The following is a 14654-nucleotide window of genomic DNA, read 5'->3' as shown; positions in this document are numbered from 1 at the left end:
TCACTCTACACAGTCAAGAGGTTTAAAATCGCTCATGTATTCAGCACGACGAAAATGGACACAGCAGAGATGGCGACTTTTGCTGCTTGCTGCCGCTTTGGGGGGAGCTTGGTACATTCGCACCTATCAAAGTGGGGCGATTTTAGAATTGTATGGTTTATTAACTCGTCCTTTTCAGGGAGAGGAAACTAATCTGCAAGAGCAACTTCTGGCCGATCAACGGGTGCGAGAATTACAAAATCGTTTAAGTGAAGTCGAATATCAAAATCAACAATTAAAAAAACAGCTTGGTTATTATCAAACCCAGAAAAAACCCCTGATTTCTGCTCCAATTATTGGCCGCAGCGCCGATGATTGGTGGCAACAGGTGATTATCGGTCGGGGTAGCGCCGATGGTGTGCCAGTGGGTGCTTCGGTGACGGGAATTGGTGGTTTAGTGGGACGGATTACGGAAGTTACCCCCCACACCAGCAAAGTTCTATTGGTCAGTAATTCCCAAAGTCGCATCGGAGCAACGGTGAATCGTAGTCGGGCCATGGGTTTAATTCAAGGTCAGAATTCCCAAGTCGCCACCCTGCGCTTTTTTGAAAAAGCTCCCGATGTCAAACCGGGAGATGTGGTGACAACTTCGGCTTTTAGTAGTCTTTTTTCGCCGGGGTTGCCCATCGGTCGTATAATTTCCCTTAATTTACAGGAAAATCCCGCTCCCACCGCCAAAATTGAATTTACCGCCACCGTGGACAATCTCGAATGGGTGTTCGTTCACCCGCAACCCCAGCAGTGAGAAGGGTAATTATGCTGAAATTAAGCCGTTTATCAGCCCGTTCTCGTTTTATACTGAATGTTTTAGTCACTATCGCTTCACTGCTTCTGTGTACCTTTCTTTCCTTAATGCGGCTACCCGGAATGGAGATTTTAGGCATCGCTCCCAATTGGTTACTGATTTGGTTGGTTAGTTGGAGTCTCAATCGCTCTTGTCTCGATAGTGTGGTGGCTGGATTAGCGATCGGCGCTATTCAAGATAGTTTAACCTCTAATTATCCTTCCCATATCATGGTTTTTGGTCTGATCGGTTTCCTCACTTCCCGTTTACACCGACAACGTTATGTTAAAGAAGAATTGATCGCCGTGGTCTTAATTGTCTTTGTGATGACTTTAATCGCTGATGGTGCGATCGCTTTTCAATACTATCTACAAGGAGGCAAAAATCTCGCTGATCTTTGGTTCGATTATCAACGCATTGGCCTCACTTCTGCTCTGCTTAGTAGTCTCTGGACTCCCCTCCTCTATTACCCTCTCCAGCAATGGTGGCGACAATTTAGCGATCTTTAAAGAGTCAGCTTTTTCAGTTATCAGTTATCAGTGATCAGTGATCAGATTTGAGTTTTGAGTTCACTGATTACTGATTACTGTTCACTGATTACTCACCCTCACCCGCTCAACTAACATGAAATACAAACAAAAACTTAGTCAATTTTTTCATAATCTTGCTAATAAATTAGGAAATTCCAAGCAACCCCCTAAAGTCGATCCTATCGACTCCAAATCTGCGCCAGTTGCTGGGGAAAAGCCAGTAGAAGCCGCTTCCGAAGAGAAAAAGGTTAATTTAGTCTCCCGAACCAGTAGCAAGGCTATAGAGACGTTAAAACCCTTAAAGAACAAATTTACCACCCTGATCGACAATTCTCCCTTACCGCAATGGCGACAACATCCCCGCTTTGGCTTGTACTTGGGAGTAGGATTAGGGGTGACTGGGGGACTTTTGGGGGTAGGTTGGGGCATTTATCGCCTTGAAAGCTCTCTACCGCAAAACATCGCTGATATACAAACCTATGCTCGTCCTGGCACCTTGACAATTGAAGCCGCTAATGGGGAAATCCTCAAGCAAAATGGCCCTAGCACCTACGAAACCGTGAAAATTGCCCAAGTTCCCCCACTGGTACAGGAGGCCTTTATCGCTAGTGAAGACCGCCGTTTTCGCCAACACGGGGGAGTTGATGGCCAGGGTATTGCTCGCGCTCTCTTTTCTAACCTGAGAGCCGGGGGAGTGGTGGAAGGAGGCAGCACCATCACCCAACAATTGGCCCGGATTGTCTTTTTATCCCAAGAAAGGAGCTTTGATCGCAAATTACGGGAAATGCGTATCGCTCAGAAAATAGAAGATAACTATACAAAAGACCAGATTTTAGAGCGTTATTTTCACCTAGTTTATCTCGGTTCCGGGGCCTACGGTCTTGCCGATGCCGCTTGGTTATATTTCAGTAAACCCGTCGATAAATTAACCCTAGCCGAAGCTGCCACCCTTGCCGGCATTGTTCCCGCTCCTAGTCTCTATTCTCCCCTCGAAAACCCTAAATCTGCCCTAGAACGGCGTAATATCGTCCTCAAAACTATGGCCGAGGTGGGATTTATTACTGCTGCTCAAGCCGAACAAGCGATCGCATCTCCCCTAGGCCTTAAAACCAGTCCCCTAAAACGTCTGCAACGGCAAGCGGCCTATTTTACCGATTATGTGGAAAAAGAACTGCCGCAACTGGTTCCCGCTAAAACCCTAGAAGCGGGAGGATTGGTGGTAAAAACTACCCTTAATCCTCGTTGGCAAAGCGAAGCAGAGGAAGTGGTAGAAAGAGCGGTTTCTCGTTATGGCAGGTGGCAGAACTTCCAACAGGCGGCTTTAGTGGCAATTGACCCCAAAAATGGGCAAATTAAGGCTATGGTCGGAGGAATTGACCACGATAAGAATCAATTCAATCGGGTGACACAGGCAAAACGTCAGCCAGGATCTACTTTTAAACCTTTTGTCTATGCGGCGGCGATTGCGGCGGGGAAATCCCCCTATTCTAGTTATAAAGATGCTCAGTATGTAGTGGATGGTTATAAACCGGAAAACTACGGTGATAGGTATAGCGGCCGCGCGGTGTCCATGCGCGATGCTTTGACTTCTTCCCTGAATGTGGTGGCAGTTCAGGTGTTAGTGGCCGTCGGTTGGAATCCGGTGATTAAATTAGCTCAAGATATGGGTATCCAGTCGAAACTTTTACCCACTTATTCTTTGGCTTTGGGTGCTTCGGAAGTCAATCTTTTAGAATTGACCAGCGCCTACGGAACCTTTGCTAATAATGGTGTGCATCAACCAGTTTACGGTATTAATCAGGTACTCGATCGCAATGGTAAAGTAATTTATCAAGCCAATTTTAAACCAAAAACTGCTCTGAATAAAAACACGGCAGCGACGATGACTTGGATGCTACAGAATGTGGTTAATTCGGGAACGGGAACCCCAGCACAAATTGGTCGTCCGGTGGCGGGAAAAACTGGTACTTCTGATAAAGCTCGCGACCTTTGGTTTGTCGGTTATATTCCCCAATTAGTCACGGGAATTTGGCTCGGTAATGACAATAATAAACCCACCAATGGAGCCAGTACCATGTCCGCTTGGATGTGGCGACAATTTATGTTAGAAGCAATTAAGGATATTCCCTATCAAGGTTTCCCAGAACCGAATTTAGGCAAACGTCCGGTGACATTAAAAGCGGAACCCATTAAACCCCGACGTACCTACTTTACCCAAACTACTAACAATCGTTTAGCCAGCAGCGATGAGGGTTCCCCCACCGAAAGACCTATCCGCAGACGGCGACGGGTTCGGGTAAGTCGTGTGCAAACTATCGTTCGTTCTAATACTAGCGAACCGGGCCAACGCCGTTCTAGTCGTCGGCGTACTAGAGTCGCTCCTACCAGCGCCGCCGCTCCTCGTCCTCAAAATACGGCCCCCGCAGCAGCCGAACCGATTACCGTTCCCGTCAATGTGGCGGCTCCCGAAACTCGTTCGGTTCCCCTAGAGGTAACTTCTCCCCCCGATGTGGCTCCTCCTGCACCCCCGGCAGAAAGACGCTGAATCGGCACGACAACCCTCGCAGGATTTGCGGGGGTTTTCTTTCCCAAACTGCTCGGTCAAATCTTGGAAAACCATCGGATTTTTGGCGGCGAAACCGGGTAAATTGGCCGAAAGCTTGCCGCTATAATAACTTAAAAGCCGTTTAATGCCGATGACCAGTCTTATTTCCCCCGCTACCATCTCCTCAACTCGTTTAAGTCTCAGCTATCAAGTGGCTATGTCGGAACCGACTTCGCACCTCTTTGAAGTCACTCTACAGATTACCGGTTGGCAAGCTCCGATTTTAAACCTAAAAATGCCGGTTTGGACTCCCGGTTCCTATCTAGTGCGGGAATACTCCCGTTTAGTTCAAGATTTTCAAGCTATTAACCTTAACAGTCGCAAAGTTGCTAAAAATCACTGGCAGATTGACAATGGTGACAGTTCCGAAATAACGGTCAAATATCGCGTTTTTGCCCACGATTTAACCGTCAGAACCAACCATCTTGATGATACTCACGGTTACTTCAACGGGGCCGCTTTATTTTTCTATATCCCCGATTATCAAAAACATCCCCTCACTCTGACAATTATCCCTCCCCATGCCGATTGGCGCGTTACCACTGCCTTAAAATCTTTACCCGGACAGCAAAACACCTTTCACGTTCCCGATTTCGATACCCTAGTGGACAGTCCTGTGGAGGTGGGGATTCATCAGTTATACGATTTTGTCGTCGAGGGAAAACCCCATCAATTAGCTATCTGGGGACGGGGAAACGCCAATCCTAGTCAAATTATCGCCGATACCACTAAAATTATTCAAACCGAGTCGGCTATGTTCGGTGGACTCCCCTATGATAATTATCTCTTTTTGCTACATCTTTCGGCAGCCGGTTACGGGGGACTAGAACATAAAAATTCCTGTACCCTTAACTATGCGCGTTTGGGATTACGAGATAAGGATAAATATAATCGTTTTCTGCAATTAGTCGCCCATGAGTTCTTTCATCTCTGGAATATCAAGCGTATTCGCCCAAAAGCTTTAGAAAGCTTCGATTATGATGCAGAAAATTATACTTCTTCCCTCTGGTTTGCCGAAGGAACCACCAGTTATTACGATATGATAATCCCTCTACGGGCGGGAATATACGATAGTAAGACTTTTTTAGAGCTTTTAAGCAAAGAAATAACCCGTTATCTCAATACACCCGGTCGTCTTGTCCAACCGCTAGGCGAATCGAGTTTCGATGCTTGGATAAAACTCTATCGACGGGATAGCAATAGTGATAATAGTCAAATTTCCTACTATCTCAAGGGGGAATTATTGTCGCTGCTTCTGGATTTACTAATTCGCACCCACACCGATAACCGTCGTTCCCTCGATGATGTTTTACGCTCGATGTGGCAACATTTCGGTAAAGAGGAGATTGGTTATACCGATGGGGAATTGCAGGCAATTCTCGAATCGGCTGCGGGAGTGGATTTAAGCGACTTCTACCAGCGTTATATCGACGGTTTGGCAGAATTACCCTTTAATCAATATCTTGAACCCTTTGGACTCTATCTGCGGGGGGTTGACAATGGGGAGACGATACCTTATCTGGGAATGCGGGTACAGAGTGAAGCGGGTAAAGAAATAATTAAATTTGTCGAGATGGGTTCCCCTTGCCAAAAAGCGGGAATTAATGCTGATGATGAATTATTGGCTATCGATGGATTGCGAGTGACGGCGGAACAGTTAAACGAAAGATTAAAAGACTACCGCGCAGGTGATATTATTCAGATAACAGTCTTTCATCTCGATGAATTGCGAACCCTTGCTGTTCCACTGGCTGCCCCGCAGACGATTCGCTATGAAATTATCAGGGTAGAAAATCCTTCTAATAGCCAGAAACAAAATTTTTCTGCATGGGTAAATCCCGTTTAGTTCTTGGTTAAATCAACAAAAAAATGTCTATTACCGCCGAAATTCCTTTCCTTCCTCTCGCCTATTTTGAGAATAAATTTATCCCTTTTACTGAGGCCAAATTATCCGTTGCTACCCACGCACTACACTACGGAACTGCCGCTTTTGGGGGTTTACGAGGTACTCCCGACCCTAACAATCCGGGACAGATATTATTATTTAGATTAGAACGTCATTGTCAGCGTTTAAGTCAAAGTGCTAAGTTTCTTAATTACGAGATTTCTGCTGATAAAATCTATGAAATAATTATCGATTTTGTGAAAAAGAATCAGTGTCATCGACCTTTTTATATTCGTCCCCTTGTCTATAGTTCAGGGTTGGGAATTGCTCCGCGATTGCATGGTATCGAGAAGGATTTTCTAGTCTATGGTCTAGAAATGGATGATTATTTAGCAGCCGATGGGGTTAACTGTCGGATTAGTTCTTGGTATCGTCAAGAGGATAGAAGTTTCCCGTTGCGAGGTAAAATTAGCGCCGCTTATATCACTTCTGCTTTAGCAAAAACGGAAGCGGTAGAATCGGGGTTTGATGAGGCAATTTTAATGAATTCTCAGGGTAAAGTCTGTGAAGCGACGGGAATGAATATTTTTATCATCAGAAATGGTCAGCTAATTACTCCTAGTTTTGACCAAGATATCCTAGAGGGTATTACTAGAGATAGTGTTTTAACTATTGCGCGGGATTTGGGTATTCCGGTTATTGAAAGACCCGTAGATAAGACGGAGTTATTTATCGCTGATGAGGTGTTTTTAAGTGGCACTGCGGCGAAAATTACTCCGATTAAAAAGATTGAAACTTTTTCTTTACCTGCAGCTAAACCGATTACTTATCAGTTAAAAGAAAAGTTAAGTTCTATCGTTCTTAATCAGGAACCAAAGTATCAAGATTGGATTACTCAAGTTCCTTTATAGTTAGAGAAATTTACTTGATTTTTCCTTGAGATGCGTCAAATAATGGCGCATCTCAAGGAACCCTGAAATAAACAGAATTTATCTATTTTTCGGTTTGATTCCTTCCTGTATGTAGGGTATAGTTCTCTTAGGATCAATCTTCAGCACGGGTTTCTTCCCTGTTGCTGTTTTTTCTTGTTGATTGTCGCTTTCTTGCTGATTTTGACTATTATCAGTTGTATGTTCCATAGTAGAGCAAATAAGTATGATTATACCTTAAACTCTCTCAAAGTTGTCAAGAATAGTATTAATCAACTAAATACAAAACTTACTTTGATTCTGACTATTAGTTTATTGCTGTTTTGGTTAATTGTAGCCGAGATTTACCTGCTTATCTAGTTTCCATTTATTCTTGGGTGAAGCTGTCCGGCATTTAAACTATGTCTTGGAAATTTTATTACCAATGCTCAAACTGTCAAACTAGGGATGAATTTCTGGTATCGCTGGTCACTGAAATAGGTACAATAAACATTGGCTCGTTTTCATAGAGAACTTAGAATGACGCAAAATAATCCCCTAGAGTTGATTGAGAAGTTAGAAACAGGAATCCCCGGCTTTGATTTTCTTTCGGAAGGGGGATTGCCGAAAGGAAGAGCAACTTTGATAGCGGGGACGGCAGGAAGTGCTAAAACGGTCTTTGCCTGTCAATTTCTCGCAGAAGGCATCAAAAATGGAGAAAATGGCGTTTTTGTCACCTTTGAGGAGCCACCCCACGCACTCAGAAAAAATATGGGTGGTTTTGGTTGGAATATCCGGCAGTGGGAGGAGAATCGCCAATGGGCCTTTGTCGATGCTTCCCCCCAACCAGAAGAAAAGCCGATGGTGACAGGAGAATACGACCTAGGCGCATTAATCGCTCGCATTGAGTTTGCTATCCGCAAAAATAAAGCCAAACGGGTGTCTATGGATTCTTTAGGCGCAATTTTTAGCCATTTGAGTGACAGCGCTCAAGTGAGAAGTGATCTTTTTCGTCTAGCAACCGCTTTGCGAGAATTGGAAGTAACAGCGATTATGACCGCAGAAAGAACCCAAGAATACGGCGAAATCAGTCGTTATGGGGTGGAGGAGTTTGTGGCCGATAATGTGGTGATTTTACGCAACGTTTTAACCGATGAGAAAAGAAGAAGGACGATCGAAATTTTAAAATATCGGGGAACCGATCACCAAAAAGGAGAATTTCCTTTTACAATTATTCCCAATAAAGGGGCCGTGATTATTCCTTTATCAGCTATTGAATTAGAACAAAAATCCTCTAATATTCGTATTACTTCCGGCAGCCTCGAACTCGATAGAATGTGTGGGGGTGGTTTCTTCCGCGATTCGGTTATTTTGGTTTCGGGAGCCACAGGAACAGGAAAAACCCTGATGGTGACAGAATTTATGGCCGGGGGAGTAACCAATGGGGAAAGATGTTTAATTTTTGCCTTCGAGGAAAGTCGCGAACAGTTATTTAGAAATGCTACCGGTTGGGGGGTGGATTATGACCGCATGGAAAAGGAAGGTAAATTAAAGGTAGTCTGCCGTTATCCCGAAACTACGGGTTTAGAAAATCATTTAATTATGATGAAGGAAATTATCGAGGAGTTTCAACCTAATCGAGTGGCAGTAGATAGTTTATCTGCTTTAGAAAGGGTTTCTAATCTGAAAGGATTTCGGGAATTTATTATCGGCTTGACTTCTTTTATTAAGCAAAAAGAGGTGGGAGGATTATTTACTTCCACCACTCCCACTTTATTAGGAGGTTCCTCGATTACAGAAGCACATATTTCTACAATTACTGATTCAATTATTCTGCTGCGTTATGTGGAAATGTATGGAGAAATGCGCCGGGGTATCACTGTTTTAAAAATGCGCGGTTCTATGCACGATAAGGATATTCGTGAGTTTTCGATCGATCATCAAGGTATGCACATTGGTCAACCTTTCCGCAATGTTACCGGAATTCTGGCCGGAACTCCTATGTACACAGCACAAACAGAAGTAGAACGTTTGAGTGGATTATTTGAGGATCGTAGTTAAAATATAGCAGCATTTGCTAATCGCACGTCGGTGGTTGGCTTTTTCTCCCTATCTCCTTCTTGCTTTCTTGATATGTCTAAAAACTTTTGGTTGATTTTTCTAGGTCTTTTACTGATAAATAATCTACATTTATCAGTCTTAGCAGAAACAGTTTTACAAAGAATTGCTCGCACGGGAGAATTAAAAGCGGCAGCCAGAAAAGACGCTACTCCCTTTAGTTATATCGATGAGAAAACGGGACAATGGACAGGTTACGGAGTGGAATTAATGCGCTTAGTCCAACGTCGATTAGCACAAGAATTAGGTAAACCGATTACAATAACCTTTACAGAAGCGACGACTAATAATCGTTTTCAGCAAGTGGAACAGGGACAAGTAGATTTATCCTGTAATGCGGCAACAATTACGGAAGAAAGACTAGAAAAGGTTAATTTTTCTACTCCCTATTTTATGACAGGAGCGCAATTTCTAACTAAAAGGGAAAATGTTGATAAAATAGATATTAATAACACTTTAGCGGCGGTTGCGATCGCCTACATTCCCCACACCACCACCGATAGTATTATTCGTTATATCTATCCTCTGGCTAATTGGCAAGCTGTCAGCGATCGAAGTGAGGCAGTGGCAAAATTACAAAGGGGAGAAGTAAACGCAGTGGTTAGTGATGGAATTCTTCTACTGGGGGAAATCGTTAAACAAGGACAGGATCTCCGAGAATTTGTGCTACTACCCCGTCAACCGATTACCACCGAACTTTATGGCTGTATTTTACCCAAAAACGATCCCGAATGGAAAAAATTTGTTGATACTGTCGTCGGCAGCAATGATAACCGGAGACTGCGAGAACAATGGTTTAATTTAGAACAAGGTTTTTTTCCCTATACGATTCTCAATCAACCCTAAACATAGACTGTAATTGCTGAAAATTAAAAGTAAGTAGATTCTAGGTTTTTTTCTTTTTCTTTGTCACTTTTTTCTCAAAAAATTATGTCTTTTGTCGGTTTACATATTCACAGTGATTATAGCTTACTTGATGGTGCTTCCCAATTACCGGCACTAATTGATCGAGCGATCGAATTAGGACAACCAGCGATCGCTTTAACCGATCATGGAGTCATGTATGGTGCGATCGAATTAATTAAAACCTGTCGTAATAAGGGAATAAAACCAATTATTGGCAACGAAATGTATGTAGTTAATGGCGATATTGAAGTCAATCTTCGCCACCGAAAATATCATCAAGTTGTTTTAGCCAAAAACACCCAAGGCTATAAAAATCTGGTTAAATTAACTACTATTTCTAATCTGAAAGGTATTCAAGGTAAAGGTATTTTTGCTCGTCCTTGTATCAATAAAGAGTTACTCCAGCAATACCACGAAGGATTGATAGTTACCAGTGCTTGCTTGGGTGGAGAGATTCCCCAAGCAATTTTAGCTAATAACAGAAAATTGGCTAAGGAAACTGCTAAATGGTATAAAAAACTTTTTGGTGATGATTTTTATTTAGAAATTCAAGACCACGGTTCTAAAGAAGATCGGATTGTCAATGTAGAAATAGTTAAAATTGCTAAAGAATTAGGAATTAAAGTAGTTGCTACTAACGATTCTCACTTTATTTCCTGTTACGATGTAGAAGCACACGATGCCTTACTTTGTATTCAAACTGCCAAGTTAATTACTGAAGATAAACGCCTCCGTTATAGCGGAACAGAATACTTAAAATCTGCTGATGAAATGCGTTTACTTTTCCGTGATCATCTGCCAGAAGATGTGATTGAAGAAGCGATTAATAACACCTTAGAAGTAGCAGAAAAAGTCGAACCTTATAACATATTTAATGAACCAAGACTACCTAACTATCCAGTTCCTGCGGGACATACTGCTGATAGTTATGTAGAAGAAATTGCTTGGTTAGGATTACTAGAAAGATTAAAATGTCCTTCTCGTCACGAGATTGAGCCTGTTTACAAAGAAAGGCTGGAATACGAATTAAAAATGTTACAGAAAATGGGATTTTCTACCTATTTTCTCGTCGTTTGGGACTATATAAAATATGCTAGAGATCATGATATTCCCGTCGGTCCAGGACGCGGTTCGGCGGCGGGTTCTTTGGTAGCATATTCTTTAAAAATAACCAATATTGATCCCGTTCATCACGGTTTATTATTTGAGCGTTTTCTCAATCCTGAACGGAAATCTATGCCTGATATTGATACGGATTTCTGTATCGAGAGACGGGATGAAATGATCCAATACGTTACGGAAAAATACGGGGAGGCTAATGTTGCTCAAATCATTACTTTTAACCGTATGACATCAAAAGCTGTTTTAAAAGATGTGGCGCGGGTGTTAGATATTCCCTATGCCGAATCGGATAAAATGGCGAAAATGATTCCCGTTTCTCGCGGTAAACCCACACCTTTAAAAGTGATGATTTCCGATGAAACTCCCGAACCGGCATTTAAAGAAAGATACGATACGGAACCCCATGTGCGTCATTGGTTAGATATGGCAATTCGTATCGAAGGTACTAACAAAACCTTCGGAGTTCATGCCGCGGGAGTCGTCATTTCTTCCCAGCCTTTAGATGAAGTGGTTCCCCTCCAGAAAAATAATGATGGGGCGGTAATTACCCAATATTTCATGGAGGATTTAGAATCATTGGGATTGTTAAAAATGGACTTTTTAGGGTTAAGAAATTTAACCACTTTGAAAAAAACCGCCGATTTAGTTAAACAAAATCAGGGTATATATATCGATCTCGATCAATTGCCTTTAGATGAAAGAAAAGCCCTGCAAATTCGGGCTAAAGGGGAACATAAAAAACTACCTCCCGATATTCTCAAAACCCATGAATTACTAGAAGAAGGGGATTTAGAAGGTATTTTCCAGTTAGAATCATCGGGAATGAAACAGATCGTTAAAGAGTTAAAACCATCGGGTATTGAGGACATATCTTCAATCTTAGCACTCTATCGCCCCGGACCTTTAGATGCGGGATTAATTCCTCTCTTTATTGGCAGAAAACACGGTAGAGAACCCATTCGTTATGATCATCCCTTATTGGAACCAATTCTTAAGGAAACCTACGCAGTTTTAGTCTATCAAGAACAGATTATGAAAATGGCGCAGGATTTAGCGGGTTATTCCCTGGGAGAAGCGGATCTATTGCGTCGGGCAATGGGTAAGAAAAAAGCCTCCGAAATGCAGAAACAAAGGGAGATGTTTATCGATGGTGCTGCTAAAAATGGCGTGGAAAAAAGAATCGCTGAAAATCTCTTTGAACAGATGGTAAATTTTGCCGAATATTGTCTAGGAGGTGAGACGTTAATTTTAACTGAGGAATACGGATTATTACCAATTGCTAAAATTGTCAGCGAAGAAATTAACTGCACTGTTTATAGTGTAGATAAAAATGGTTTTGTTTATAGTCAACCAATCTCTCAATGGCACGAGCGAGGTTTACAAGAAGTCTTTGAATACACCCTAGAAAATGGGCAAACTATCCAAGCAACCAAAGATCATAAATTTATGACTAGCGACGGAGAAATGTTAGCCATAGATACAATATTTGAGCGAGGTTTAGATTTAAAATCCTCTGATTTTTCCTAAAAACCAAACCCCCCAATCTGGTGAGATTGAGGGGTAGGAAAGAATAATCCTGGCATCGAGCTATTGTCCCGGTCGGCAACCCGACAAGTATCTTGGCCACGGTGAAGTTTCACAACCGAGTTCGGGATGGAATCGGAGTGGTGCCATCACGTTAAAGACACCAGGAAGGGTAGAACCCTCAAGACTGCAAAAGCTAGGAAAAAAGTGGTGAAAGAAGAATCAGGTCAAGCCCTCGGTCGGTTAGTACTCCTCGACTGCACTCGTTACCGAGCTTCCATCTAGAGCCTATCAACGGGTAGTCTACCCGAGACCTTACTGGCTTAATGCCATGAGAGCAATCATCTGGAGGTGGGCTTCCCACTTAGATGCTTTCAGCGGTTATCCGCTCCGCACATGGCTACCCTGCGTTTACCGTTGGCACGATAACAGGTACACCAGCGGTGCGTCCTTCCCGGTCCTCTCGTACTAAGGAAGGCTCCTCGCAATGCTCTTACGCCTACACCGGATATGGACCGAACTGTCTCACGACGTTCTGAACCCAGCTCACGTACCGCTTTAATGGGCGAACAGCCCAACCCTTGGGACCGACTTCAGCCCCAGGTTGCGATGAGCCGACATCGAGGTGCCAAACCTCCCCGTCGATGTGAACTCTTGGGGGAGATCAGCCTGTTATCCCTAGAGTAACTTTTATCCGTTGAGCGACGGCCCTTCCACGCGGTGCCGTCGGATCACTAAAGCCGACTTTCGTCCCTGTTCGACTTGTGGGTCTCACAGTCAAGCTCCCTTCTGCTTTTGCACTCTATCGTCCCATTTCCAACGGGACCGAGGGAACCTTTGCGCGCCTCCGTTACCTTTTAGGAGGCGACCGCCCCAGTCAAACTGCCCACCTGAAACTGTCTCCCGCCCCGATTAGGGGTCAGGGTTAGAATTCTAGCCTCGCCAGAGTGGTATCTCACCGTTAGCTCCACCCTCCCCACGAGGAGAGTTTCAAAGCTTCCCACCTATCCTGCGCAAGCGAAGCCCGAAGCCAATTCCAGGCTACAGTAAAGCTTCATAGGGTCTTTCTGTCCAGGTGCAGGTAGTCCGTATCTTCACAGACAATCCTATTTCGCCGAGTCTCTCTCCGAGACAGTGCCCAGATCGTTACGCCTTTCGTGCGGGTCGGAACTTACCCGACAAGGAATTTCGCTACCTTAGGACCGTTATAGTTACGGCCGCCGTTCACCGGGGCTTCGGTCGTCAGCTTCAGATTACTCCTGACCAACTTCCTTAACCTTCCGGCACTGGGCAGGCGTCAGCCTCCATACTGCGTCTTACGACTTGGCGGAGACCTGTGTTTTTGGTAAACAGTCGCCTGGGCCTATTCACTGCGACCCTCTTGCGAGGGTACCCCTTCTCCCGAAGTTACGGGGTCATTTTGCCGAGTTCCTTAGAGAGAGTTATCTCGCGCCCCTTAGTATTCTCTACTTCCCCACCTGTGTCGGTTTCGGGTACAGGCAATTAATGATTAACGTGGTTCGGGCTTTTCTAGGAAGCTTGATCAACGCCACTTCCCTCCCGTGGGAGGTGGGACTCGCGTCTTAGCTCCTGGTGTTTTCGCCACCTCTCATCGCCTCGACTGCTTGCACTGGTAACCAACATCCAGCTGACGTTGACCTTCTCCGTTCTCCGGCACAATCATTAATCGGTACGGGAATGTTAACCCGTTGTCCATCGACTACGCTTTTCAGCCTCGCCTTAGGTCCTGACTGACCCTCCGCGGACGAGCCTTGCGGAGGAAACCTTGGGGTTTCGGGGTGTGGGATTCTCACCCACATTTTCGCTACTTAAGCCGACATTCTCACTTCTATAGAGTCCACAGCTGCTTGCCGCTACTGCTTCACCCCCTATAGAACGCTCCCCTACCACTACAATGTAGTCCACAGCTTCGGTAGATAACTTAGCCCCGTTCATTTTCGGCGCAGGAGCGCTTGACCAGTGAGCTATTACGCACTCTTTTAAGGGTTGCTGCTTCTAGGCAAACCTCCTGGTTGTCAATGCACTCCCACCTCCTTTCTCACTTAGTTATCATTTGGGGACCTTAGCTGGTGGTCTGGGCTGTTTCCCTCTTGACGATGAAGCTTATCCCCCACCGTCTCACTGGTAGTTTTTTTAGCCGTATTCAGAGTTTGCCTCGCCTTGGTACCGGTCTCCCAGCCCGCGGCGAAACAGTGCTTTACCCCGACTAAAC

General features: G+C 44.2%; 9 protein-coding genes and 2 rRNA genes (1 of these 11 only partly in view). 8 read left to right on the top strand and 3 right to left on the bottom strand.

What is annotated here, in order from left to right; translation table 11 throughout:
* Positions 1-34 precede the first annotated feature (34 nt).
* From mreC to ACQY1X_RS06930, 5 genes are all read left to right on the top strand, one after another.
* The gene (gene mreC / locus ACQY1X_RS06950) at positions 35-784 is read left to right on the top strand and encodes a rod shape-determining protein MreC (protein WP_103112919.1); all 750 of its coding nucleotides are present in this window, start codon (positions 35-37) and stop codon (positions 782-784) included.
* Complete coding sequence (mreD, locus tag ACQY1X_RS06945) at positions 751-1332, top strand: rod shape-determining protein MreD (RefSeq protein ID WP_430015511.1); 582 nt, start codon at positions 751-753, stop codon at positions 1330-1332. Before mreC ends, mreD begins: the two co-directional genes overlap by 34 nt.
* 115 nt (positions 1333-1447) lie before the next feature.
* Complete coding sequence (locus ACQY1X_RS06940; RefSeq protein WP_430015510.1) at positions 1448-3898, top strand: transglycosylase domain-containing protein; 2451 nt, start codon at positions 1448-1450, stop codon at positions 3896-3898.
* A gap of 145 nt (positions 3899-4043) precedes the next feature.
* Positions 4044-5804 (top strand): M61 family metallopeptidase, encoded by a 1761-nt coding sequence (locus ACQY1X_RS06935; RefSeq protein ID WP_430015509.1) that lies wholly within the window; start codon positions 4044-4046, stop codon positions 5802-5804.
* Positions 5805-5827: 23 nt separating this feature from the next.
* Positions 5828-6754 carry a branched-chain amino acid transaminase gene (locus ACQY1X_RS06930; protein ID WP_409878550.1) on the top strand — a complete coding sequence of 309 codons (927 nt, stop codon included), beginning with the start codon at positions 5828-5830 and terminating at the stop codon, positions 6752-6754.
* A gap of 78 nt (positions 6755-6832) precedes the next feature.
* Here ACQY1X_RS06930 and ACQY1X_RS06925 read toward each other — a convergent pair whose 3' ends face one another.
* Positions 6833-6982 carry a hypothetical protein gene (locus ACQY1X_RS06925; protein WP_430014242.1) on the bottom strand — a complete coding sequence of 50 codons (150 nt, stop codon included), beginning with the start codon at positions 6980-6982 and terminating at the stop codon, positions 6833-6835.
* Between the two features lie 309 nt (positions 6983-7291).
* Between ACQY1X_RS06925 and kaiC the strand changes: the two genes are divergently transcribed.
* The 3 genes from kaiC to ACQY1X_RS06910 all read left to right on the top strand — a co-directional run bounded on the left by kaiC (position 7292) and on the right by ACQY1X_RS06910 (position 12424).
* The gene (gene kaiC, locus ACQY1X_RS06920; protein ID WP_002744832.1) at positions 7292-8812 is read left to right on the top strand and encodes a circadian clock protein KaiC; all 1521 of its coding nucleotides are present in this window, start codon (positions 7292-7294) and stop codon (positions 8810-8812) included.
* 72 nt (positions 8813-8884) lie between these two features.
* Complete coding sequence (locus tag ACQY1X_RS06915; protein WP_430015508.1) at positions 8885-9715, top strand: amino acid ABC transporter substrate-binding protein; 831 nt, start codon at positions 8885-8887, stop codon at positions 9713-9715.
* A gap of 84 nt (positions 9716-9799) precedes the next feature.
* Complete coding sequence (locus tag ACQY1X_RS06910; protein WP_430014240.1) at positions 9800-12424, top strand: DNA polymerase III subunit alpha; 2625 nt, start codon at positions 9800-9802, stop codon at positions 12422-12424.
* A gap of 47 nt (positions 12425-12471) precedes the next feature.
* Here the strand turns inward: ACQY1X_RS06910 and rrf are convergent.
* Together rrf and ACQY1X_RS06900 are read right to left on the bottom strand one after the other, a co-directional pair.
* A 5S ribosomal RNA gene (gene rrf, locus ACQY1X_RS06905) occupies positions 12472-12589 on the bottom strand.
* Positions 12590-12644: 55 nt separating this feature from the next.
* A 23S ribosomal RNA gene (locus tag ACQY1X_RS06900) occupies positions 12645-14654 on the bottom strand; it runs 870 nt beyond the window's last position.

Origin of the sequence: Microcystis protocystis FBCC-A270, assembly GCF_050500235.1 — a bacterium.
Classification (GTDB): domain Bacteria; phylum Cyanobacteriota; class Cyanobacteriia; order Cyanobacteriales; family Microcystaceae; genus Microcystis; species Microcystis ichthyoblabe_A.
Note: the sequence above shows the minus strand (reverse complement) of the source record. Positions and strands in the feature narration are given on the sequence as shown.

Bases quoted from the DNA above. Each gene is read 5' to 3' on its own strand.
- mreC (WP_103112919.1), top strand. From the start codon at position 35: ATGTATTCAGCACGACGAAAATGGACACAGCAGAGATGGCGACTTTTG.
- mreD (WP_430015511.1), top strand. From the start codon at position 751: ATGGGTGTTCGTTCACCCGCAACCCCAGCAGTGAGAAGGGTAATTATG.
- ACQY1X_RS06940 (WP_430015510.1), top strand. From the start codon at position 1,448: ATGAAATACAAACAAAAACTTAGTCAATTTTTTCATAATCTTGCTAAT.
- ACQY1X_RS06935 (WP_430015509.1), top strand. From the start codon at position 4,044: ATGCCGATGACCAGTCTTATTTCCCCCGCTACCATCTCCTCAACTCGT.
- ACQY1X_RS06930 (WP_409878550.1), top strand. From the start codon at position 5,828: ATGTCTATTACCGCCGAAATTCCTTTCCTTCCTCTCGCCTATTTTGAG.
- ACQY1X_RS06925 (WP_430014242.1), bottom strand. From the start codon at position 6,982: ATGGAACATACAACTGATAATAGTCAAAATCAGCAAGAAAGCGACAAT.
- kaiC (WP_002744832.1), top strand. From the start codon at position 7,292: ATGACGCAAAATAATCCCCTAGAGTTGATTGAGAAGTTAGAAACAGGA.
- ACQY1X_RS06915 (WP_430015508.1), top strand. From the start codon at position 8,885: ATGTCTAAAAACTTTTGGTTGATTTTTCTAGGTCTTTTACTGATAAAT.
- ACQY1X_RS06910 (WP_430014240.1), top strand. From the start codon at position 9,800: ATGTCTTTTGTCGGTTTACATATTCACAGTGATTATAGCTTACTTGAT.